The sequence below is a fragment of the Paenibacillus spiritus genome, from assembly GCF_008710135.1.
In the GTDB taxonomy this organism is placed as follows: Bacteria; Bacillota; Bacilli; order Paenibacillales; family Paenibacillaceae; genus Paenibacillus_AQ; species Paenibacillus_AQ glufosinatiresistens.
On sequence record NZ_VYKK01000009.1, the window covers coordinates 24,474 to 47,074 of the forward strand.

Below are 22,601 nucleotides of genomic sequence, written 5' to 3' on the forward strand. Positions count from 1 at the left end.
GATTCACGGATATCAGAATATGCTTGCAGCAGCCGGGAGTACACCGGCACCATCACCAACGCTATCACCATCGCCAATTCCTTCGGCCACCTCATCGGCAATGGAGACGCTTCAGGATACGGTGGACCAGGCGGTGACCTTCAAGGACCGGATCTGGAATTGGGTAACGGACGCGGATATGTGGGCAAATGTGCTTTTTGCGGGAATCCGGATTATCGTTATCTTCCTGTTGACGAGACTGATTATCAAGATTGTATACGGACTGATTGATCAATCGCTGGAACGCAAGTCGGTGCGGAGTTCGCCAAGCAGCACCCGCCGGTTCTCGACGGTCGGCGAATTGTTGAAGAATACGGTAACGGTTATCTGCAATTTCATTATGCTGCTGCTGATTCTGTCGGAATTCCATTTTGATCTGGGGCCGCTGATTGCAAGCGCAGGCGTGCTGGGGTTGGCAATCGGCTTCGGAGCACAGAGCCTGGTGAAGGATGTCATCACCGGTTTCTTCATTATTCTGGAGGATCAATTCGCGGTAGGCGACGTTATACAGACGGGGAGCTATAAGGGAACGGTCGAGGTCATCGGACTTCGGACAACGCGCATTATCGGTCTTACCGGCGAAGTCTATATTATTCCCAATGGAACCATAACCAATGTAGTGAATTACTCGCTGTCCAACGCCATGGCGGTTGTGGATGTGCCGGTGAAGATGGATCAGCCCCTTGAAGAGACGCTGTCCCTGATTTCAGGTGCCATGCAGGGCATTGAAGAACGCAATCCCAGCGTACTGGCCTACCCGAACATTCTGGGGATTCAGTCGATGACGACCGCCGAATATGTAATCCGCGTTGCCGCCCAGACGATGCCCAACCAGAAGGAGGCGGCTGAACGCCAGATCCATGAGGACATCAAGCAGGCGCTGGAGCAGCGGGCTCTGAAGCAGGCGGAAGAAGCCGAGAAGGCGAAGGCCGAGGAAGAGGCCCAAGCTCAGGCGGAAGCGGAAGCCAAGACGAAGGCCGAGCAGTCCGCCGGGCAGGAACGCAGTGAACGGGAAGCCGCTGCTGCGCAGGAAGAGAAGAAGGGGGAGAAGAACGGTGGAGCGTAAGGTATTCGGACTCGGCGATATCGTTCAGATGAAGAAGCCGCATCCATGCGGAGCGAATGAGATGGAGATCATACGAATGGGGATGGATATCCGGATCAAATGCACGGGATGCCAGCACAGCGTGCTGGTTCCGCGCGCGAAGTTCGAGAAGAACCTCAAGAAAGTGCTGGTCTCGGCTGCGTCCAAGGAAGACTCAACAGATCTTTAAGATGAGAGAATCTTTAAGCCGTTTCTAAGTTCTTCAAGAACCACTTGCGCGAATCCTAAATACCTGATATAATAAATCTTGCTGCGGAGAGGTACCCAAGAGGCCCAAGGGGGCTGACTCGAAATCAGTTAGGCGTGTCAAAGCGTGCGTGGGTTCGAATCCCACCCTCTCCGCCATAACCGCACAAAATACACAGGCGACTCCATTGCGGGGTCGCTTTTTAGTTGTATCAACTGCGATTTCCATAAGGAAAAGGACCCTTTGCAGGGTCCTCCCGGGCAGCACCGGAATTTGGATGGAAATCTTTCTGGTGCATACGCTACAGCAACGCGGGACGCTTGTTCCCTGACAAGGCGATAGGTGTCCAATCAGAAATCCTGTGACCTGCGTTCGACCGGAAGGTCCAACGGAACCACACCTCTCTCTTGTGCTGCCTGAGATTAGGATAACCGGAGGAATGAAGTTCTATACATGGCCTAGAAAAGAAGAGCGGCGTCAATGGACGCGGGCCTTCTCGACTTTCTTCCACTTCCGGTCCTTGTTGGTCGTCTCGGGAAAAATATCGCCCTTCTCCATCCGGATCGTCTTCGGGTTCTGAACTTGAGTATGGAAGCTGCGGGCTTCGCTTACTTCGGTGTAGAGTCCGGGATTGGGGGCCCGGTCGCCCTTTTCGTATTCGGTCTGTTCGCCCATGTGGAAGGTACCTCCTTGAAATTGAAATGCAATGCGTCCTTTAGTGTGCGCGGCCGCCCGGGCCTTCATGACCGGAAGGTTCTGCAAGGATGAAGGCTTGCACTCCAAGTGAAGGCTTGGTATAATATTAAAGTTCGAGTTTGTGCTCGATCCTTGCTCCTGGCATAAGATCAGGGGCCGCAGACCATAAGGAGGTGAAAGTTATGCGCAAATACGAAGTGATGTACATTATTCGTCCGGACATTGAACAGGAAGCCGTTCAAGCCGCAGTCGAAAAATTCCAAGGCATCATCTCCAACGGCGGTGAGATTACAAAGCACGATGTGCAGGGTAAGAAACGCCTTGCGTATGAGATCAAGAAATTCCGTGATGGCGTTTTTGTTCTGGTGAACTTTACTGCTGAACCGGCAGTTGTTACCGAGCTGGAGCGTATCATGAAGATTTCCGACGAAGTTATTCGTTATCTCATCACGAACGACGTAGCCTAAGCCCAATTTGTACAACCGTTCCAAGGAGGGGACCCGTTATGCTGAACCGTGTCATCCTGATTGGCCGTCTGACCCGTGATCCGGAGCTTCGCTATACGCCCGCCGGTGTGGCGGTAACGCAGTTTACGCTTGCCGTAGACCGTCCGTTCACCAGCCAAGGCGGAGAACGCGAAGCCGATTTTATTCCGATCGTTACCTGGAGACAACTGGCGGAGACCTGTGCCAATTACTTGCGCAAAGGTCGGCTGGCAGCGGTGGAAGGCCGCATGCAGGTGCGGAATTACGAGAATAACGAAGGTAAACGTGTATACGTGACCGAAGTGATTGCCGATAATGTCCGTTTCCTCGAGTCTGCGCAGAACCGCGACGGGGGTCAATCCTCGAACGGAAACCTGCCGGAAGAGCCTTCTTACGGCGGTGGCAACAGCGGTGGAAGCGGGCGCGGAAACAACAATTTCTCGCGCAGCAGCAACAACCAGGACCCTTTTTCGGGAGACGGTAAACCGATCGATATATCGGATGATGATTTGCCATTCTAAAATGGAAGGACTGAAAAGACAATGGCTTTCAAGCAAAGAGAAGGCGGAGACAACGACAAGAGACCGGCACGCCGCGGCGGCCGCAACAAGCGTCGTAAAGTCTGCTATTTCACCGTTAACAAGATTACTCACATTGACTATAAAGACACGGAGCTGCTGAAGAAATTCATCAGCGAGCGCGGCAAAATCCTGCCTCGCCGTGTAACGGGCACAAGCGCCAAGTACCAGCGCGCCCTGACGATCGCAATCAAGCGTGCTCGTCAAATCGCACTGCTGCCTTACACAACTGAGTAAGAAGTGTGTGCGTGCAAGCGAAGGACAGCCGGGATTTCCCGGCTGTCCTTTTTTTGTCCGCATCAAGTCTCCGGTCTCTTCGGTGTTCACCTGCCGGACGCAACTGAAAGCGGCAGAAGCCGGGGAGCGGATAAAGAGGTTGACGGCATTAGAACAGACATTGTATGATGTTTTAAATTTTGTAGAACGGCTGTCTATAGGCACAATTGACCAGTGGAATACAAATAAAAGCGCAGCTCATTCAGGAAGGAACAAGGAAATGAAGAATGGGAGAATGATCCGGACGCTCGGTCTTTCGCTTGTGCTGCTGGGTCTGCTGGCAGGGTGCGGCGGAAGCCCGGCGGTGAATTCAGAGAGGGCGGAGACGGCTGCAAGCGCCGGCCCCCGGGAAGGGGGCGTCGTGACCTATGGCTATCCGTCGGCCTTCAAAGGGCTGCTTGAACCGGCCTTCTATGAGGGAGAAGACGATTTCCATGTACTGGAGTTTATGACCGAACCGCTGTTCACCGTCAGGGATGATCTGACGACCGTCCCCGGGATTGCAGCGTGGCAGGAGTCGGCGGATCACCGGACGTTTACATTCAAGATCAAGCAGGGGGTGCGGTGGCAGAACGGCGACGAGCTGACGGTGGAAGACTGGAAGTTCGCGCTGGAGACCATTGCCGATCCCGATTATACCGGCCCCCGTTATTCCAATGTAGAAATGATTCAGGGTGCTGAGGCCTACCATGAAGGTCATGCCGACAAGATTTCGGGTATTGCCGTAATCGACCCGTATACGATCCGGATTACGGTAGCCGCGCCGCGAGCTAATACTATTGATAATCTGTGGGCTTACCCTATGAATAAGAATTATTTTGCCGGCGTGGCGGTGAAGGATATGCCTTCGAGCGACCAGGTGCGCCGCGCGCCGATCGGCATCGGCCCCTTCCGAGTCACTTCGATACAGCCGGGGGAGTCGGTGCGGCTCTCACGGTTCGATGATTATTACCGCGGGCGTCCGCTGCTAGACGGCATTCTCTATAAGGTGTACGACGACAGTCTGGTTCCGAGTCTGTTCAAGCAGGGCGAACTCGACATCGAGCAGGCGCCGCGGGATGCTTATCAGGAACTGAGCGGAATGGATCAGGTGAAGGTGCTGAAGACGGCGGATCTCTCCTATGAATATATCGGCTTCAAGTTCGGCCGCTGGGATGCGGAGGCAGGGAAGGTCGTTATGGACAATCCCAAGTTCGCGGACAAAAGGCTCCGGCAGGCGATGTACTACGCGCTGGACCGGCAGGGCATCATTGATGCCTTCTCTTTCGGTCTGGGAAGGCTGGTGGAGTCCCCGATCCCGGGATCGAGCTGGGCGGCGGCTCCGGCAGGAGAGCTTAATCCGTATCCGTATGACCCGGCCAAGGCCAAGGCGCTGCTGGACAGCGCCGGATACACCGACCGGAACGGAGACGGCCTGCGGGAAGACCCGAAGGGCAAGCCGTTGACGATTCATTTTGACGGAATGACAGGCGGCGTTATGGCAGAACCGAGAACCCAGGCGATGATCCAGAACTGGCGGGATGTCGGTCTGGACGTGCGCTTGAACGGCGGGGCGCTGAAGGAACTGAACACCTTCTACACGGAGGTGGAGGAAGACGATCCTTCGGTAGAATTATTCAATGGGGTATGGGGACTGGCTCCGGACCCCGACCCTACGGGTTTATGGCGGGAGAACGACCTCTGGAATTACACCCGCTGGTCGTCACCGGAAAATGAGAGGCTGATTCGCGAAGGCGTCGGCCTGAAGGCGTACGATAAGCTGTACCGCAGACAGATCTATTATGAATGGCAGAAGCTGCTCAATGAAGAGGTGCCGATGATCTTCCTGGCGGAACGCGAGACGATCACGGCGGTCAGCAGCCGGCTGCAGGGAGTACGGATCAACTCCATGAGCAACATTATCGATCCTTATCGCTGGTGGGTGACGGAATAGGGGGGTCGGCGATGCTGAAGTATGCGCTTCGGCGGCTGGCAGCGGCTGTTCCGCTGCTGCTGCTGCTGACGATCGCCGTATTCCTGCTTGCCAAGCAGATGCCCGGAGACGGGCTGGGCCGGGGAGGAGACCCTTCGCTGCGAAATCCGAAAGTTCTGGCGGAGCAGCGGGAGAAGCTGGGCTATGGCGACCCGGTTCTGGTTCAATACGGACGATGGTTGAAAGGGGCGGCAACAGGCGATCTGGGCCGTTCCTCCCTGTATCAGATGGAGGTGTCGGAACTGATCGCCCAGCGTCTGCCGCAGACAGCGCTGTTGGCGGTACTGGCCTTGATTCTGTCGTATGGAGCCGCGTTAGGGCTCGGTACAGCCGCAAGCCGTTCGGCGGGCGGCTGGGCCGACCGTCTGATTACCGGCGGAAGCTATCTGCTGTATGCCGTCCCTACGGCTGTCGTTGCCGTGGCTGCGCTCTATCTGTTCGGCGCTAGGCTCCACTGGGTTCCCGTCGGGGGAACGGTGTCGGCCGGAGGAGACGGCGGTGCCTGGCCGCTGTGGGATCGTCTGCGACACGCCCTGCTGCCGGCGGCCGTGCTCGCGCTGGGCGGGGCAGCGGCCTACACGCAGTTCCTGCGCAGCGAAACGGCGGAGAACCGGCTCCGGCCGCATGTGACGACAGCGATGGCCAAGGGACTGTCCGAAGCGGAGGTCTACCGGCGGCATATTCTGCGGAACGCGCTGGTTCCGCTGACCGCTGTGGTCGGGCTGGATTGCGGCATGCTGCTTGGGGGGACGGTAGTAGTAGAGAATATCTTCAGCTACCCGGGCATCGGCACGTTGTTTCTCGCAGCGGCGTCCGGCCGGGACTATGCCGTCATGATGGGGCTGACCCTACTGACGGGAACGATGGTCATCGCCGGGAATGTGCTGGCCGATCTGCTGCTCGGCTGGCTGGACCCCCGAATTCGCAGCATGCAAGGAGGAAGAGGATGAACCGGTTCGATGTTCGATCTCAGTCAAGCCGGCTTCGGGCCGCGGACGGAAATGCGAAGCATTTCCGCATCGCGGCTGTTTGCGCGGGAGTTGCGGCGGTTCTGGCGCTGCTCTGTCTGCTGGCTCCGCTGATCGTCCATTACGATCCGAACCGGATCTCGCTGCGCGAGCTGAACCGTCCTCCCGGCGGAGGGCACTGGCTTGGCACCGACAAGGGGGGGAGGGACGTAGGCGTCCGTCTGCTCTACGGCGGAAGGACGACGCTGCTGATCGGTGCGGCGGCCACCCTGCTGATCGGCGCGATCGGCACGGCGGTCGGCCTGACGGCCGCTTATCTGGGGGGCTGGGCGGATGCGGTGCTGATGCGGTTGACCGACCTGGTGCTGGCGTTTCCCTTTCTGATTGTGGTGACCGTGGTCAAAAGCCTCTGGCCCGGCGGCGGCGTGCCGGCGCTGATCAGCGTGGCCGGTCTGCTCGGCTGGGGCGGCTTCGCCCGGCTGATCCGGGCCCGGACGCTGTCGGAGAAGCACAGCGATTATGTGCTTGCCGCCCGGGCGCTGGGCGCGGGCCCGCTGCGAATTATGCTGCGGCATCTGCTTCCCGCGCTGCTGCCGGTGTGGACCGTTCAAGGCGTCTGGACGTTCGCCTCGATGCTGGCGGCGGAGAGCAGCCTCGGGTTCCTCGGCTTCGGCGTTCCGGCCGGAGAGCCGAGCTGGGGCAATATGCTGGCCGAGGCGGCGTCCCTGCAGACGCTCCGCCACGAATGGTGGGTATGGGCACCGGCCGGCGGATGCGTGGTTGTGATGATTTTAGCCGCCCATGCCGTTGGCGAAGCATGGAAAATCGTATATAAATGACAAAAATGTCGGGTTTTGTTGTTTCTTTTTCAGAAAAGAGTGATTACAATAGAAATATTGTTTATGTAATGGGAAGGAGGGCCGGAGAGAGGCACCGAGCAAGGCGGCAGGATCGCATACAGAGACAAGACAGGCGAGAAGAGCCAACGGATGGAGCCGGGTATTGCGGCTGCATTGTACCATATATATGAACATATATAAACCAAGACCTCTTATTAATCAGGCAGGGTCTCATTCCATACTCTTAAAGAAGGAAAAGGACAATGAAAAAGACGAAGAAGAAAAAAGGGCTGAAAAAGCGGTACATTGCCCTGGCGATGATTGTGCTGCTTGGGGCGGGCGTCTTTCTGTTCCGCAATCCGCTGAAGGTTCTGGCATTTGATATATTCCTTGCCGATCAGGTGGAACAGACGCTTCAGGAGAAATCCTATGTTCCGCTGAAGCCGGACAATGGAACCAAGGGCGTAGCGCCGGAACCGATCGCCTACAAGAGCGACCCGTTCTCGGTTATGCTGCTGGGCACCGACCAGCGAGGCAACGAGACGGCACGCTCCGATACGATGATCTACGCGGTTGTGCGTCCCGAGGACTACAAGGTTCTGCTGATCTCGATTCCCCGGGATACCTATACCGAGATTATCGGGCACCGCAATGACCGGAAAGACAAGATCACCCATGCGTATGCATTCGGCGGTCAGCAGATGGCCAAGGATACGCTGGAAGCGCTGCTTGGGCACGATATCCAGTATTATGCCACGATCAACTTCCAGGGCGTCAAGGATGTGGTCGACGAGCTCGGCGGACTGCCGCTGCCCATCCAGAAGACGATCCGCAACAAGGGCGCCGACCACGAGAAATTCACAATCGAGGGCGGCAAGTCGCTCTACAATGGCGAAGAGTCGCTGAATTATGTGCGCTACCGCGAGGACAGCGACTTCAACCGGACGAAACGGCAGCAGGTGTTCCTGGATGTCCTGGCCAACAAGATGCTGTCGCTGAACCAGATCGGCCATATCTCGGATCTGCTCAATATTCTGGGAGAGAACTTCAAGACCGATATGAAGCCGACGATGATTACCGACCTTGCGAAGAAGTTCATGGTCGGCAAGAAGGTCGATATCTCCAGCTTCACGGTAATGGGCGAAGGCCAAAAGATCGACGGAGTCTATTATGACATCGTGGATGACAAGTACTTGGATCAGGCCAAGGCCATGATCGACAACTGGATGAATGCCTCCACTCCGGCCGATCAACTGATTGATCCCGGCAAGGCAGCGGATGCGCTCAAGCCGAAGGCTTCCGCTTCCCCGGCCGCTCAGTAAGCCGACCGCCTCATCCGGCAAGCAGGGCCGATATTCAGACAGCAGCCGCAAAGTTCCGGCTGCTGTCTGCCATTTATATGGTATAATGGCGCTGGGACTTTATTTGAGGAGGACCTAAACCCAATGAACATCGCGTTTTTTCTGCTTCCTAAACAGGAAGTGGCCTGCGTTACCCTGGATTCTACCCTGCGCCAGACCCTGGAGCGGATGGAATTTCACCGTTATACCGCAGTGCCCATACTGGGACCGGGCGGCGAATACGCCGGAACGGTAACGGAGGGAGACCTGCTGTGGTATATGAAAGAATCGGGCGGCAAGGTGACGTTCGAGAACTCATCCAAATTCCTGCTGAGAGATGTGCCGCTGCGCATGAGCAACAAGCCGGTCTCCATTGAGGCGGACATGGAGGATCTGATTAACCTGGCCAAGGTTCAGAACTTTGTGCCGGTCGTTGACGATATGAACCGATTCATCGGGATTGTGCGCCGGAGCCAGATCATTGAATATTGCGAGAAGTTCGTATCGCGTCAGTCGATGGAGTCGATATAGCCGCCTTATAGCCGCATTCATGCGAAGGAAGGCCTGTTTTCCGCAATGCCCCCGCGGAGATCGGGCCTTTATTCATGCCAGGGGACGGGCCCCTTCGCCGGGGGCTTCGGTGTTGCTTATAGCCATTTATGCTATAATGGAGAATAAAGCTTTTCCCGGAGGTAGAGAAATGTCCAAGGCGCCTAAAGAACTGGACGTGGCCAAACGGGCCAAGGTCATCGAGTGGTTGAAGACGGAAGTGGTGGATCAAGTATCCCGGCTGTTCAAAGCGTTATGGGAAGGCAGTACAGCTCGTGTGGCCGACAGTCTGGCCAGCCTGATTATGAGCTGCTATATCCTGGGCCGAAGGCTCGGCATTCCGTATCGAGACCTCGATGATCTGCTGCAGGAGAAGCTGCGGAAGCACCGGCAGGAAGGCCACCAGCTCGAGGAGTGGTATCAAGACATTTCGGCACTAGAAGAACATATGCGTAAGAGGTGAACACTTTGAAATTTCGCTGGTCATCCGCCGCATGGAGCGTCGCTTATCTGTTCCTGCTGCTGTCCCTGTCCACGAGCCTGCTGATTATAACCACTCTATTCATTCTGATTCCTCCCATTGTGCTGGGCACTACCCTTGGCAGGAAGCAGTTTCTTGCAAGTGTGCTGCCGGTATGGGTCATCGTCGGGCTGCTTAGTCCAATCAATATTTGGATTGCCGCCTACTTCATGATCCCCTCGCTGGTTATGGTGCGCTGGTACCGCCGGCGGTCGCCGGCTTTCTCGACGATTGTAGCGGGAGCCTGTACCATTCTGGCTCAATTTGTGCTGCTGCTGTTCATCGGGAAGGTGCTGTTCTCCTTCAATCTCTATACGTACGTCAACGATATTATGAACGAAGCGATTCATATGACGGTCTCGCCTCTGGGCGAACTCGGCGCCGGCAGCTCGCTGTTCACCGACCTTGGCCTCAATGCCGACAGTGTGGATGAATTCAGCGCGAGAACCGTGCAGATTCTTCCGATGGCCATGATCGTATTCTCGGCGGTAATCTCTGTGCTGACCCACAGCATCGTCCGGCCGATTCTCGGCAGCATGGGCTACGTAGCGCCTCGGATGCGTCCGGCCCGTGAATGGCGGCTGCCCAAATCGCTGGTATGGTATTATCTGATCGGCTTTTTGCTTCAAATGCTGTCGGGCGGCAATGACAGTTCGCCGATGGCGATGATCGCCTTCAATCTGCTGCTGCTGCTGCAGATCGGGTTCATGATTCAGGCAATCGGCTTCTTCTTCTTCATCGCCCATGAACGGGGCTGGAATAAGACGCTGCCCATTCTGCTGGCTATTCCGATCATTCTGCTGCCGCCGCTGCGTATCATTGGAATCATTGATCTGGTGTTCCCGCTGCGTGAAATGGTGACCAAATCGAGACGTTAGGGTGAGAGCGAATGCCAAAATTTCTGCAAAAACGCTGGCACGGCTATCACACCGTCTGGGCGTTCATACTTCTGCTGCTTCTGATTATCGCCGTCAGTGTCTACAACTGGATACTGGGCGTGGCGAGTCTGTTCGTGGCCGGTCTGCTCTGCCTCACCATGCTGCAATCCGAGCTTGCCTTCCGCCGCAATCTGGTGGAGTACATCAACGGGCTCTCTTTCCGGATTAAGCGGGTAGAGGGAGAAGCGGTCGGGATGCTTCCGCTCGGCATTGTTCTCTACAGCGAGGACCGGACGGTGGAATGGAACAATCGCCATGCCGGCGATATCTTTGCCCGGCGGTCGCTGGTGGGAGAAGCGCTGACGGAGCTGCTGCCCGATGTGGCGAAGCTGCTGACGGGAGTTCCCCAGATGCCGGTGCGCCGGGAAGCCGGACGCGAAGGGGCGCTGAAAGAACACCGGATGGAGATCCGGGTGGATGAGCGCCATTATCAGGTCGTGGTTATTCCGAGCGAACGGATGCTGTACCTGTATGAAATCACTGAACTGGTCACCCTGCGCGCCCAGTATGAGGAAGAGAAGCTCGCGCTCGGTATTCTGCTGATGGATAATCTTGACGAAGCCGCGCAGGGCATGGACGACCAGCAGCGGACGTCGCTGATTGCCAAGGTGACCAGCGAGATTACGGACTGGGCGAAGGAATTCGATGTCTATCTGCGGCGGCTGTCCTCGGAGCGCTATCTGATGCTGCTGAACTACCGGAGCCTCCAGGCGCTGGAAGAGAGCCGGTTCGTCATCCTGGACGAGGTTCGGGAGATGACGGCCGACCTCAAGGTGCCGATGACGCTGAGCATCGGCATGGCCTTCGGCGCGGAGTCGGCGAGCGAGCTCGGCGCGCTGGCCCAGTCCAGTCTGGACATGGCGCTGGGGCGGGGCGGCGATCAGGCTGCGGTCAAGGCCGGCCAGCGCCTGTCCTTCTACGGGGGCAAGAGCAATGCCGCCGAGAAGCGGACCCGGGTGCGCGCCCGGGTCATCGCGCACGCTCTGCGGGACCTGATCCAGGAGAGCGACCGTGTCATTATTATGGGGCACCGCAATCCCGATATCGACGCCGTCGGGGCGTCGATCGGGCTGCTGCGGGCCGCCCAGATGTACAACGTAGAGGCGGACATTGTGCTCGACGGTCCGAATCCTTCGATCTCCCGCATGCTGGAGCAGCTTCGGAAGGATGAGGGACTGTACAGCTCGTTCGTAACGGCCGAGCAGGCGCTTCAGCTTATGACCGAGCATACGCTGCTGATCGTAGTGGATACCCATAAGGCTTCCATGACGATGGAACCGCGTCTTGTGCAGGCGGCCAGCCGGATTGTGGTCGTCGATCACCACCGGCGCGGCGAAGAGTTCATCAATGAAGCGGTGCTGGTCTACCTGGAGCCGTACGCTTCTTCCACCTGCGAGCTGGTTACGGAGCTGCTCCAATACATTCACGACAAGGTGAAGCTCAGCACGCTGGAGGCCACGATGCTGCTTGCGGGCATTACGGTCGACACGAAGCAGTTCGCGCTTCATACCGGCTCCCGGACGTTCGAGGCTGCGGGCTTCCTGCGCCGGATCGGCGCCGATACGATCCTGATCCAGCGCATGCTGAAGGAGGATCTCCAGGAGTATATCTCCAAGGCGGAGATTATCAAGCATGCCCGGATGGTCTACGATCATATTGCGCTGGTTGTTACGGAGCCGGAGCTGAAGGTGCCGCAGCTGCTCATCGCCCAGGCGGCCGATACGCTGCTGGGCATGACCAACGTGCTGGCATCCTTCGTGATCTGCGAACGGACCGACGGCATCATCGGCATCAGCGCCCGGTCGCTGGGGCGGATGAACGTCCAGGTCGTAATGGAGAAGCTGGGCGGGGGCGGCCATCTGACGAACGCGGCCGCCCAGCTGGAAGGAACAACGAAAGAAGCGGAAGCCCGCCTGCTGGCGGTACTGGAAGAAATACAATCGAAAGAGGGTTTATTCGAATGAAGGTTATCTTTCTGAAAGACGTGAAGGGCCAAGGCAAGAAAGGCCAGGTCAAAGAAGTATCCGAAGGCTATGCGACGAATTTCCTGCTGCCGCGCGGTATGGCGCGTCCGGCCACGGAAGGTAATGTGAAGACGCTGGAGAACCAGGCGGCGGCGGAACAGCGGCGCAAGGAGAACGAGAAGGAAGAGGCCAAGCAGCTTGCCGAAAAGCTGAACGAGCTGACGCTGAACTTGAAGGCCAAGGCCGGTGAGGGCGGACGGCTGTTCGGCGCCATTACGAGCAAGCAGATTGCCGAGCAGCTGGCTTCCTCGCACGGCATTGCGCTCGACAAGCGCAAGATTGAACTGGGCGATCCGATCCGCCATCTGGGCGGCTTCCAGATCAACGTCAAGCTCCATACCGAAGTGAAAGCTGTATTGAAGGTACAGGTAACGGAGGAATAGCATGGGCGGAGATCTCTTTTTCGATCGGGTTCCCCCGCAGAATCTGGAGGCCGAGCAGGCGGTAATCGGAGCGGTGCTGCTCCAGGATGAGGCGCTGATCGCCGCCATGGAGCGGGTGAGCACCGAAGATTTCTACGACAAGTCGCATCAGATGATCTTTGAGGCGATGATTCAGCTCGGAGAAGAGAACCAGCCGATCGACCTGATTACCCTGACCTCAAGGCTGCAGGACCGCGGCCAACTGGAAGAAGTCGGCGGCGTCAGCTATCTGGCCAAGCTGGCCCATGCTGTGCCGACCGCGGCCAACGTGGACTATTACGCTCAGATTATCGAAGAGAAGGCCATGCTGCGCCGGCTGATCCGGACGGCGACGCAGATCGTCAGCGAGGGCTACAGCGGGGGCGAGGACGTCTCCGATATGCTCAGCGATGCCGAGCGGCGCATTCTAGAGATTTCGAACCGGCGCAGCGGCAGCGGCTTCATCGCCATTCGCGATGTGCTGATGCAGGTCTTCGACCGCATTGAACTGCTGCATCAGAACAAGGGACAGACTTCGGGCATCCGGTCGGGGTTCGCGGATCTTGACCGGATGACGAACGGTTTTCAGCGCAATGACCTGATTATTGTGGCAGCCCGTCCGTCCGTCGGCAAGACGGCCTTCGCGCTGAACATCGCCCAGAATGTCGGTGTACGAGAGAAGGAGACGGTGGCGATCTTCAGTCTGGAAATGTCGGCGGCGCAGCTGGTTCAGCGTATGATCTGCGCCGAAGCCAATCTGGACGCCAACATTATGCGGACCGGGGAAGTCAAGACCGACGAGGACTGGTCGAAGCTGACGATGGGCATTGCCTCGCTGTCGGAGGCGGAGATCTATATCGACGACACCCCCGGCATCACTGTAGCGGATATCCGGGCGAAATGCCGTAGACTCAAGAAGGAGAGGGGCCTCGGGATGATCGTCATCGACTACTTGCAGCTGATTCAGGGCCGGGGCAAGGCCGGCGAGAACCGCCAGCAGGAAGTCTCCGAGATTTCCCGTACGCTCAAGCAGATTGCCCGAGAGCTGGATGTGCCGGTAATCGCGCTCTCCCAGCTCAGCCGAAGCGTGGAACAGCGTCAGGACAAGCGGCCGATGATGAGTGACCTGCGCGAATCCGGCTCGATCGAGCAGGACGCCGACATCGTGGCGTTCCTCTACCGCGACGACTATTACAATCAGGAGACCGAGAAGAAGAACATCATCGAGATCATTATCGCCAAGCAGCGTAACGGCCCGGTGGGAACGGTGGAACTGGTCTTCATGAAGAACTTCAACAAATTCGTTAACTACGAGCGGACGCATGCAGAACCGTTTGCCGGGTAAGACACGAGATGACAAATTCCGAACGATTGCGCATCCTATTGCGTGATCGTTCGTTTTTGTTTGGGTTTTCGTTTGACTTTGAAAAAGCCGGCTGGTACACTGATAGTTGTGCTTTAGCGGGATAAACCGCTAGGAGGGGCGACAGCGAGGCGGCGTACAGGTCCGGAAGGAACGGGAAGCCCGCTGAATAATAAGGGTGCGGCGAGGCACCTATCGGAGGAATGAACATGTCAACGGTAGTCGTCGTGGGAACACAATGGGGAGACGAAGGCAAAGGCAAGATCACGGATTTTCTGGCAGAGCGCGCAGAAGTGGTCGCCCGTTATCAAGGGGGCAACAATGCCGGACACACGATACTGATCGACGGAAAGAAGTACAAGCTGAGCCTGATTCCATCCGGCGTTTTTTATAAAGAGAAAATTTGCGTGATCGGCAACGGGATGGTTATCAATCCGGCGGCGCTGATCGACGAAATCCAATATATCCATGAGAACGGCTTCGATACGGACAACCTGAAGATCAGCGACCGGGCTCATGTCATCATGCCGTACCATATGGTGCTGGATGCCCTGGAAGAAGACCGGAAGGGCGACAACAAGATCGGCACGACCCGCAAGGGCATCGGCCCGGCTTACATGGACAAGGCGGCACGGAACGGTATCCGCATCGCGGATCTGATGGATGCCGAAGAGTTCGAGCAGAAGCTGCGCCAGCTCATGGGCGAGAAGAATCAGGTGATTACCCAGGTCTACGGCGCCGAGGCGCTGGACGTGGAAGAGGTGCTGACGAAGTATCTGGAATATGCGGAGATCCTGCGCCCGTATGTTACCGACACTTCGGTTGTGCTCAATGATGCCATTGATGCGAACCGCAAGGTGCTGTTCGAGGGCGCCCAAGGCGTCATGCTGGATATCGACCAGGGAACCTATCCGTTCGTAACCTCCTCGAATCCGTCGGCCGGCGGCGTCTGCATCGGTTCGGGCGTAGGCCCGTCGAAGATCAAGCAGGTCATCGGCGTCGCCAAGTCGTATACGACCCGCGTTGGCGACGGCCCGTTCCCGACCGAGCTGAAGGACGAAATCGGCGATCTCATCCGCGAGACCGGTCATGAGTACGGCACCGTCACTGGCCGTCCGCGCCGGGTCGGCTGGTTCGACAGCGTCGTGGTGCGCCATGCCCGCCGCGTCAGCGGCCTGACCGGCTTGTCGCTGAACTCCCTCGACGTGCTCAGCGGCCTGGAGACGGTCAAGATCTGCACCGGCTACAAATACCGCGGAGAGATCATCACGCACTATCCGGCCAGCCTCAAGATGCTGGCGGAGTGCGAAGCGGTCTATGAAGAGCTGCCGGGCTGGAGCGAGGATATCAGCGGCGCAAAGACCCTCGAGGATCTGCCGGAGAATACCCGCCGGTATGTGGAGCGGGTGTCCGAGCTGACCGGGATTCCGATCGCCATCTTCTCGGTGGGACGCAACCGCGAGCAGACGAATCAGGTTCTGCCTATTTACGAGTAAGACAAGAAGCGCGATGTGCCAGCCTGCGAGACCGGCCAAACGTATCGAAGGCTCCCGGCGACGGGAGCCTTTTTTTGCCGTCCGGGGCGTTATAGCTCTTCCTTTTGCGGTCCATACTGGTAGGGAAGGAGGCGATCGCCATGAAAATCGCAGGACGCGTGCTGACCGTCTGTCTGATTGCCGTTCTTGCCAGCACCTTGTCCATCCTGACGGCGGGCGTGGTCGTCAATGCGTATGTCCGCTCCGCGCTGTCGAGCCTCGACATCGAGCTGGATACGCCCGCCCCGGGCATCGGCGGCCTGCTTCGCACACTGGCCGGAGCGGAACCGAAGCCGGCGGCGAAGAAGGACACGGCCGCCGGGAAGACGTCCGCAAGCGGCGCGGATAGCATATTCCCCGCAGCAGCAGCTTCTCCGTCGCCCGCGGGAGCCGGCGCGGACACGGTACCGGCAGCCACGGCCGACGCGGAGGGAGCTCCGGCGGACGCGCTGCCCGTCATGGGCGCGGTGAATGCGGATACCGGCGAAGCTTCCGGCGCAGCGGACGGCGAAGGCAGCGGAGCCTCCGGCCAGGCGGAGCCGGGCAGCGCCGGAAGCGGCGACCGGCAGCTGGTGATGACGCCGGAGAATCTGCAGGAGATGAAGAGCGGCATTCCGTCGGGCGAGAAAGTAAGCATATTCAATATTCTGATGAAGAAGGTTCCGCAGGCAGAGATGCAGCGCATTTCCGCCGCGATGGAAGGCGGCTTGACGGCGGCGGAGCTGGAGCAGATTCAGACGGTCATCCGCAAATATGTGACGGCCGAGGAATACGATCAATTGATGAAGCTGATCTCGTCGTCCACGGACGGCGGATACAGCGGCGGGTCGTAGACGCAAGACGATGACCCCGGCATCGGCGGCCGGACCGTTTCGAAGAAGAGACGCTTCCCCTGGAAATATGCGGGCGGGAAGCGTCTTTTTTGTGTCCAAATGAGTCCAAGGCGACAAAATACAACCCAATTTCTTCCATATGTGCAGTCATTGGTTGAAACCTGTCTAAACCCTGTGGTACAGTAGACAAGGACTTTATTTGGTTAATTTATTGTAACCTTTTGGACAACATACACAGCCTTGACGAACTCTGCATAGCAACAGGAAACGAATCCGCACGATTCAGAACAGACCGCGGCCGCTTGCGGTCCGGGACCGATTGAAAGGGAGAGTTTCATGAGAGGGTTGAATTTCATACGTAAGAACAGAAGCGCCCGCACGGACCGGCCAGGGGAAGCCGGTTCCGGCTTCGGCCGAGCCGAAGGGGGCCCTTCTTCCGTCATGCGCCGGCGGTTCCGCTGGGCATGGGCGGCGGCTGCGGCCGCCGGAGTCGCGGTTGCGTTCGTAGCCGTCCAGGCGATGCACGAACGGTATGTGTCCGCGCACACCGTGAGCTATTACCGGGTGCTGCTGCACGGACAGGAAGTCGGCACCCTGGAGAAGAAAGAGCAGCTGACGGCGCTGTTCGAAGCGAAGCGCCGGGAGTACCAGACGCAATATCCCGAAGAAACGATGGTGCTGCAGACCGAAGGATTTACAACAGAGGCTGCGGCTTCCTATAAACCGATGATCGACAGCGAAGCGACGCTTGAGAAGCTGGATGGCATGCTCAAGGCTTATGCCGTAGGCGTTCAGCTTATGGTGAATGGCGAGCCTGCCGGAATTGTGAAGGATCAGGCAACGGCCCAGGCCGTTCTGGAAGCCGTGAAGCAGCAGTTCGCCGGGAACGCCGCTACGGACGCGGCCGCCAAGCCGGCGGCTGCGTCGCTGAAGAAGACGTCCGCGGGCTCTTCCGCGGCTGCGGCGGGTTCGGCTTCAGCCGGCGGCGTCGAGTCGGTGAGCATCCGCGAGAAAGTGACGGTGAAGCCGGTCAAGGCCGACCCGAACAAGGTGCTGGACGTGAAGGAGGCGGTAGCCGTCCTGACCGAAGGCAAGGAGGCTCCGCTGGTCTACACGGTGCAGGAAGGCGATACGGTCTCCGCTATCGCTTCCCGGTTCGGACTGACCCAGAAGGAGCTGTACGCCAACAACCCGGACGTCAAGGAATTGACGCTGCAGATCGGCGACCAGCTGCGGCTGACGGTTCCCCAGCCGGCCCTGACGGTGGTAAGCGTCGAGAAGGCGGCCGAGCGGCTCGTGACCGAGCCGCAGGTGGAGATTCGCACCAGCAACCAGCTGCCCAAGGGCAAGACGAAGGTCGTCCGCCCCGGCCAGACGGGACTGAAGGAAATGCAGTACCGGCTGACCAAGGAGAACGGCGTCGTGGTCAAGGAGGAATGGCTCGGCCAGACCGTGATCCGGGCGGCGCTGCCTGAAGTGGTGTACAAGGGGACGAAGGTCGTGGGCGAAGGAACCGGTTCTTTTGCCTGGCCGGTAAGCAGCCCGTCGATCTCCAGCAGCTTCGGGGAACGCTGGGGGCGGGCGCATAAGGGACTGGACATGGTATCCGGGAACCGCACGATTATGGCGGCGGATGCGGGCGTGGTCAGTTTTGCCGGAGTCCAGAACGGTTACGGAAATGTGGTCATCGTCAATCACCGCAACGGCTACGTCACCTATTACGGGCACTTAAGCCGGATTTCCGTCTCGGTCGGCCAGAAACTGGAGAAGGGCAGCCAGATCGGCATTATGGGCAGCACGGGGCGTTCAACCGGCACCCATCTGCATTTTGAAATCCGCAAGAACGGAACGGCGCTGAACCCGCTGAAATTCCTGGGATAGCCGAGGTAACGATTCATGTTCATAGAGGGCCGGGTTGTCGGCCATTCGGCAAGGCGGGGCGTCCGAAATCCTTCGGAGGTCCCGTTTTTTGTGGAGACCGCCCGCAGGATGTGGGCATGGAACAGATATGGTAAAATAGAGGGATAACAGTGGAAAACCACTTAGGGTAGAAGGGTGAAACGGTGCATGATGGGCATGGGAACCATTCTGGTAGTAGACGACGAACAGCCGATTGCCGATATTCTGAAATTCAATCTTGAAAAAGAAGGGTACGAGGTCATCTGCGCCTTCGACGGCATCAGCGCGGTTGAGCTGGCGCTGGAGAAGCGCCCGGACTTGATGCTGCTTGATCTCATGCTGCCCGGCAAGGACGGCATGGATGTGTGCCGGGAGCTGCGGTCCCGCCAGCTGGATCTGCCGATCATCATGCTGACGGCCAAGGACGGGGAGATCGACAAGGTGCTGGGCCTGGAGCTCGGCGCCGACGACTATGTCACCAAGCCGTTCAGCACACGTGAGCTGCTGGCCCGGGTGAAGGCTCAAATGCGGCGCCAGCACAAGCCGGCGGCGGCGGGGGTCCCCGCCTCTCAGCCCGAGAGCAAGAACGGCATCCGGCATTTCGGCCTGTTCATCGACACCGACATGTACACGGTATACAAAGACGGCGTGCCGCTCGATCTGACCCACCGCGAATATGAACTGCTGTACTATCTGGTCCGCAACGCCGGGAAGGTGATGACCCGGGAGCATCTGCTACAGGCGGTATGGGGATTTGAATATTTCGGCGATGTCCGGACCGTCGATGTGACGATCCGCCGCCTGCGGGAGAAGATTGAAGAGAATCCGAGCAAGCCGGAGTATATCTTCACCCGCCGGGGTCTCGGTTATCTCATGCATAATCCCAAAAACGGAGGGCTGTGATGAGAGGCCGGTCCTTCTTTCGGACCATCCAGGCGAAGCTGATTATGGTCTACGTGCTGCTGATTCTGATTGCGATGCAGCTCATCGGGGTGTACTTCGTCAGTTCGATGAAGAATTCGCTGACCGACAACTTCACGAAGGATCTGAAGGCCCGGGCCGAAATGCTGTCGATCCTGACGGCGGACAAGTTCGGGGCCGGAACGGGGGCCGAAGCCGAGGAGGATTCGGCGTCCGACAGTCTGCGCGGGATGGTCAACAATCTGTACATCAGCGGCGCCGAGATTCAGGTGCTGGATGCGAGCGGCAAGATTATTACGACTTCGGTGCCTTCCCAGGCCGACTATGTGGGCCGGCGCAATACGCAGACGGTAGTCAGCCGGGCGCTTCAGGGCATCAGCGACAACGAAGAATACATTATCGGCGATGACAATGTGCGCAAAAAGGTCGTCGCCAAGCCGGTCCTCTCGGACGGCAAGGTCGTCGGCGCGATCTATATCGCGGCGGACATGAAGGATCTGTACGCCACCATGAGCCGGATCAACAGCGTCTTCCTGTCCGGCATGCTGCTGGCGCTGACGCTGACGGCCGTGCTGGGCGTCATTCTCGCCCATACGATCACACAGCCGATCAAGGAGATGACGAAGCACGCCACCGCCGTCGCCGAGGGCCGGTTCGATACCCGGATGCCGATCCTGGGCAATGACGAGATCGGCCAGCTGAGCCTGGCCTTCAACGATATGACCGGACGCCTCCAAGGGGCGCTTGCGCTGAATGAAGAGGAGAAGGAGAAGCTCGCCTCCATTCTGACGAACATGAGCGACGGCGTCGTAGCGACCGACGAGCAGGGCCGCGTCATTCTGATGAACCGGCGCGCCTCCCGGCTTCTGGGCACCGCCGAGCCGGAGGCGGAGGGGCAGCCGCTCGGCGAGCTGCTGCGGCTGGAGCCGGATCAGCGCGCGGGACTGGCCGAAGGCGGCGCTCAATCGGCCATGCTGCGGCTGGAGCAGGAAGAAGGCGAGCCGAACATCGTCCGGGTGACTTTCACACCGATTCACCGGCGGGAAGGCGGAGCCGCCGGAACCATCGCCGTGCTGCAGGATGTGACGGAGCAGGAGAACCTGGAGCAGTCCCGCCGCGAGTTCGTCGCCAATGTCTCGCATGAGCTGCGGACGCCGCTGACGACAATCCGCAGCTATACGGAAGCGCTGGACGACGGAGCGCTGGATGATCCGCAGCTGGCTTCCCGCTTCGTCGGCGTCATCCGCAACGAGACGGAGCGGATGATCCGGCTGGTGACGGATCTGCTGCATCTGTCGCGGTTCGACTCCAGAGAGGCGCGGCTGCGCCTGCAGCCGACCGACGTGGCGGAGATGCTGGAGGATGTCGCCGACCGTTTCTCGTTCCAGCTCCGCCAGAAGCGGATTGCAATCAGCGTTTCAGTCGGCCGCGGAACGGGAACGGCTTGGCTCGACCGGGACCAGATCGACCAGGTTCTGGGCAATCTGGTCTCGAATGCGCTGAAGTATACGCCGGAAGGCGGCACCATCGCGCTGGAAGCGGAGATCAACGAAGAAGGAATGCTGGCAGTAACGGTCCGCGATTCCGGGATCGGCATCCCGAAGAAGGACATCGAGCGCATCTTTGAACGCTTCTACCGGGTGGACAAGGCGCGCTCGCGCAATATGGGCGGGACGGGCCTCGGCTTGTCCATTGCCCGGGAAATTGTCAAAGCGCACGGAGGCTCCATTTCCCTGCATTCCGAGCTCGGCCAAGGCTCCAGAGTCACATTTACGCTGCCGCCGGGCAAGCCGAAGGGGGATGAAGCATGAAGGAACGGGTGAAGTCATGGGTCCTCCTTCTGCTCGTTATCGGCAGTCTGGTGGAGAGCTATTATCTCATTTATCGTCTGCCGGGGGCGGATTCGGCCGTCTTCTCGGCCACGACGTATATCAAGACCGACAATATGGGACCAGAACTCAAGGTCGAGGATCTGCTCTATCCGGATCAGATGATCATCCACCGGGGAGAAGACCGGCATACGCTCTTCTATCCCGGGACAACGTTCTACAATTTAATTCTGGGCCGGCTCAAGGGAAGAAGCTTCGAGAGCTTCGAGCGGCGGTCGGTCTCGGAATTCGACTGGACGCGCATCCGCAAGGAAGACCCCGGCATTGAGCTGACGTTCGGTTCCGGCATTCCGGTGCAGCTGCTGCAACGGACGATGCAGATGGCGCCGGACTCGCTGTTCGACGATGAAATTATCAGCCGCATCTGGATTTACAGCGTCCCCAACGATTCCAAGGCGCACGCCGTCTTCTTCAGCGAGCGCGGCGATATTGTCTATGAAGCGGCCAAGGTCGATCTGACGGTCCAGGACATTCAGCAGCATGTCGATTTCGGCAGCGGCTGGACGCCGTATACGACGGCGGACGGGAGTTATTATGTGCCGGAGAACGATCTGCCGATGGTTGCCGCGGAGCTGCCGTCAGGGCTGTATACGATTGCCCAGATGCAGAGCAGCCTGTTCTTCGACGCGGGAAGCACCCGCTATATTCAGGAGAAGGACGGTTCGGAGATCTACACGGACAGCAAGCGCAGCCTCCAGGTCGATCCGAAGCAGAACTGGATCAGTTACAGTGACCCGGCCGCCCTTCCCGCGGGGGAGGGCAGTCCGGCCGAGGATGTGCTGGAAGCGGTCGACTTCGTGAACAAGCACGGGGGCTGGAACGGAACGTACCGGCTTGACCGGGCGGAAGAGGGGCCGGAAGAGCGGCGGATCGTCTTTCAGCAATATTACGGCCTGCTTCCTTACGGCTCCTTCCCGGTGCTGAATGAATCGGGGCTGCGCTACGGCTCCATGGAGCTGCTGCTTCAGCAGGGGTCGGTGGCCGGGTATGAGCGTTCGCTCATGTACGCCGATGAAGACCTGGCAGAGAAGAAGGCGGTGAAGCTCCGGGGCGGAGATGTGCTGCGGAGCCGTCTGGCGGCCCTCGCCGGTTCGGCAGGAATTCGCGCGCTTCAGCCGGGCTATCTGCCGTCGGTGCAGAACGACCGGATAATTCTGACGCCGGTCTGGAAGGTAACGTTGAAGGATGGCCGTGTGCTGGCGCTGGATCTGTAGGGCGGCGGAGAGACGGGCGGGAGAGGAGAG

Annotated in this window: 22 protein-coding genes and 1 tRNA gene; 22 read left to right on the forward strand and 1 reads right to left on the reverse strand. The window is 58.6% G+C overall.

Features of this window, described 5'->3' with window-relative positions; all coding sequences use genetic code 11:
* The first annotated feature begins 100 nt into the window (after window positions 1-100).
* The 3 genes from F4V43_RS08715 to F4V43_RS08725 all read left to right on the forward strand — a co-directional run bounded on the left by F4V43_RS08715 (window position 101) and on the right by F4V43_RS08725 (window position 1,489).
* Entirely contained in the window at window positions 101-1,105 is a 1,005-nt protein-coding gene (locus F4V43_RS08715) for a mechanosensitive ion channel family protein (protein WP_150457893.1), read from the forward strand.
* Window positions 1,095-1,313, forward strand: a complete 219-nt coding sequence (locus F4V43_RS08720) for a DUF951 domain-containing protein (RefSeq protein ID WP_150457862.1) — start codon at window positions 1,095-1,097, stop codon at window positions 1,311-1,313. The genes F4V43_RS08715 and F4V43_RS08720 overlap by 11 nt, the downstream gene beginning before the upstream one ends.
* A gap of 85 nt (window positions 1,314-1,398) precedes the next feature.
* Window positions 1,399-1,489: transfer RNA gene (locus F4V43_RS08725), tRNA-Ser, on the forward strand.
* 319 nt (window positions 1,490-1,808) lie between these two features.
* Here the strand turns inward: F4V43_RS08725 and F4V43_RS08730 are convergent.
* Window positions 1,809-2,006, reverse strand: a complete 198-nt coding sequence (locus F4V43_RS08730) for a YjzC family protein (RefSeq protein WP_150457863.1) — start codon at window positions 2,004-2,006, stop codon at window positions 1,809-1,811.
* Between the two features lie 203 nt (window positions 2,007-2,209).
* On the opposite strand from F4V43_RS08730, the gene rpsF reads away from it, so the two are divergent.
* The 19 genes from rpsF to F4V43_RS08825 all read left to right on the forward strand — a co-directional run bounded on the left by rpsF (window position 2,210) and on the right by F4V43_RS08825 (window position 22,571).
* Window positions 2,210-2,494 carry a 30S ribosomal protein S6 gene (gene rpsF / locus F4V43_RS08735; RefSeq protein ID WP_150457864.1) on the forward strand — a complete coding sequence of 95 codons (285 nt, stop codon included), beginning with the start codon at window positions 2,210-2,212 and terminating at the stop codon, window positions 2,492-2,494.
* 38 nt (window positions 2,495-2,532) lie between these two features.
* A complete protein-coding gene (ssb, locus tag F4V43_RS08740) occupies window positions 2,533-3,033 on the forward strand; it encodes a single-stranded DNA-binding protein (RefSeq protein WP_150457865.1) in 501 nt (166 codons plus the stop codon).
* 21 nt (window positions 3,034-3,054) lie between these two features.
* Window positions 3,055-3,327, forward strand: coding sequence for a 30S ribosomal protein S18 (gene rpsR / locus F4V43_RS08745; RefSeq protein WP_150457866.1), 273 nt, complete (start codon window positions 3,055-3,057; stop codon window positions 3,325-3,327).
* 259 nt (window positions 3,328-3,586) lie between these two features.
* A complete protein-coding gene (opp4A, locus tag F4V43_RS08750; RefSeq protein WP_223879829.1) occupies window positions 3,587-5,299 on the forward strand; it encodes an oligopeptide ABC transporter substrate-binding protein in 1,713 nt (570 codons plus the stop codon).
* 11 nt (window positions 5,300-5,310) lie between these two features.
* Window positions 5,311-6,288, forward strand: coding sequence for an ABC transporter permease (locus F4V43_RS08755; RefSeq protein WP_150457867.1), 978 nt, complete (start codon window positions 5,311-5,313; stop codon window positions 6,286-6,288).
* Window positions 6,285-7,145 carry an ABC transporter permease gene (locus tag F4V43_RS08760; RefSeq protein ID WP_150457868.1) on the forward strand — a complete coding sequence of 287 codons (861 nt, stop codon included), beginning with the start codon at window positions 6,285-6,287 and terminating at the stop codon, window positions 7,143-7,145. The genes F4V43_RS08755 and F4V43_RS08760 overlap by 4 nt, the downstream gene beginning before the upstream one ends.
* Before the next feature lie 263 nt (window positions 7,146-7,408).
* Window positions 7,409-8,467: an LCP family protein gene (locus F4V43_RS08765; protein WP_150457869.1), complete on the forward strand. Its 1,059-nt coding sequence runs from the start codon at window positions 7,409-7,411 to the stop codon at window positions 8,465-8,467.
* Between the two features lie 123 nt (window positions 8,468-8,590).
* Entirely contained in the window at window positions 8,591-9,016 is a 426-nt protein-coding gene (locus F4V43_RS08770) for a CBS domain-containing protein (protein ID WP_150457870.1), read from the forward strand.
* Between the two features lie 169 nt (window positions 9,017-9,185).
* The gene (locus F4V43_RS08775; RefSeq protein ID WP_150457871.1) at window positions 9,186-9,497 is read left to right on the forward strand and encodes a MazG-like family protein; all 312 of its coding nucleotides are present in this window, start codon (window positions 9,186-9,188) and stop codon (window positions 9,495-9,497) included.
* Window positions 9,494-10,432, forward strand: a complete 939-nt coding sequence (locus tag F4V43_RS08780) for a DUF2232 domain-containing protein (RefSeq protein ID WP_223879830.1) — start codon at window positions 9,494-9,496, stop codon at window positions 10,430-10,432. Before F4V43_RS08775 ends, F4V43_RS08780 begins: the two co-directional genes overlap by 4 nt.
* 11 nt (window positions 10,433-10,443) lie before the next feature.
* Window positions 10,444-12,456, forward strand: coding sequence for a DHH family phosphoesterase (locus F4V43_RS08785; RefSeq protein ID WP_150457873.1), 2,013 nt, complete (start codon window positions 10,444-10,446; stop codon window positions 12,454-12,456).
* Window positions 12,453-12,899: a 50S ribosomal protein L9 gene (gene rplI, locus F4V43_RS08790; protein ID WP_150457874.1), complete on the forward strand. Its 447-nt coding sequence runs from the start codon at window positions 12,453-12,455 to the stop codon at window positions 12,897-12,899. The genes F4V43_RS08785 and rplI overlap by 4 nt, the downstream gene beginning before the upstream one ends.
* Window position 12,900: 1 nt before the next feature.
* A complete protein-coding gene (gene dnaB, locus F4V43_RS08795; protein WP_150457875.1) occupies window positions 12,901-14,262 on the forward strand; it encodes a replicative DNA helicase in 1,362 nt (453 codons plus the stop codon).
* 227 nt (window positions 14,263-14,489) lie between these two features.
* Complete coding sequence (locus tag F4V43_RS08800) at window positions 14,490-15,776, forward strand: adenylosuccinate synthase (protein WP_150457876.1); 1,287 nt, start codon at window positions 14,490-14,492, stop codon at window positions 15,774-15,776.
* A gap of 140 nt (window positions 15,777-15,916) precedes the next feature.
* Window positions 15,917-16,648 (forward strand): hypothetical protein, encoded by a 732-nt coding sequence (locus F4V43_RS08805; protein WP_150457877.1) that lies wholly within the window; start codon window positions 15,917-15,919, stop codon window positions 16,646-16,648.
* 336 nt (window positions 16,649-16,984) lie between these two features.
* Window positions 16,985-18,529 (forward strand): M23 family metallopeptidase, encoded by a 1,545-nt coding sequence (locus F4V43_RS08810; RefSeq protein ID WP_223879831.1) that lies wholly within the window; start codon window positions 16,985-16,987, stop codon window positions 18,527-18,529.
* A 189-nt stretch (window positions 18,530-18,718) separates the two neighbouring features.
* Window positions 18,719-19,450 (forward strand): response regulator YycF, encoded by a 732-nt coding sequence (gene yycF, locus F4V43_RS08815; RefSeq protein WP_310551806.1) that lies wholly within the window; start codon window positions 18,719-18,721, stop codon window positions 19,448-19,450.
* On the forward strand, window positions 19,450-21,279 hold the full coding sequence (walK, locus tag F4V43_RS08820; protein ID WP_150457879.1) for a cell wall metabolism sensor histidine kinase WalK: 1,830 nt from the start codon (window positions 19,450-19,452) through the stop codon (window positions 21,277-21,279). The genes yycF and walK overlap by 1 nt, the downstream gene beginning before the upstream one ends.
* Window positions 21,276-22,571 (forward strand): YycH family regulatory protein, encoded by a 1,296-nt coding sequence (locus tag F4V43_RS08825; RefSeq protein WP_150457880.1) that lies wholly within the window; start codon window positions 21,276-21,278, stop codon window positions 22,569-22,571. The genes walK and F4V43_RS08825 overlap by 4 nt, the downstream gene beginning before the upstream one ends.
* Window positions 22,572-22,601 lie beyond the last annotated feature (30 nt).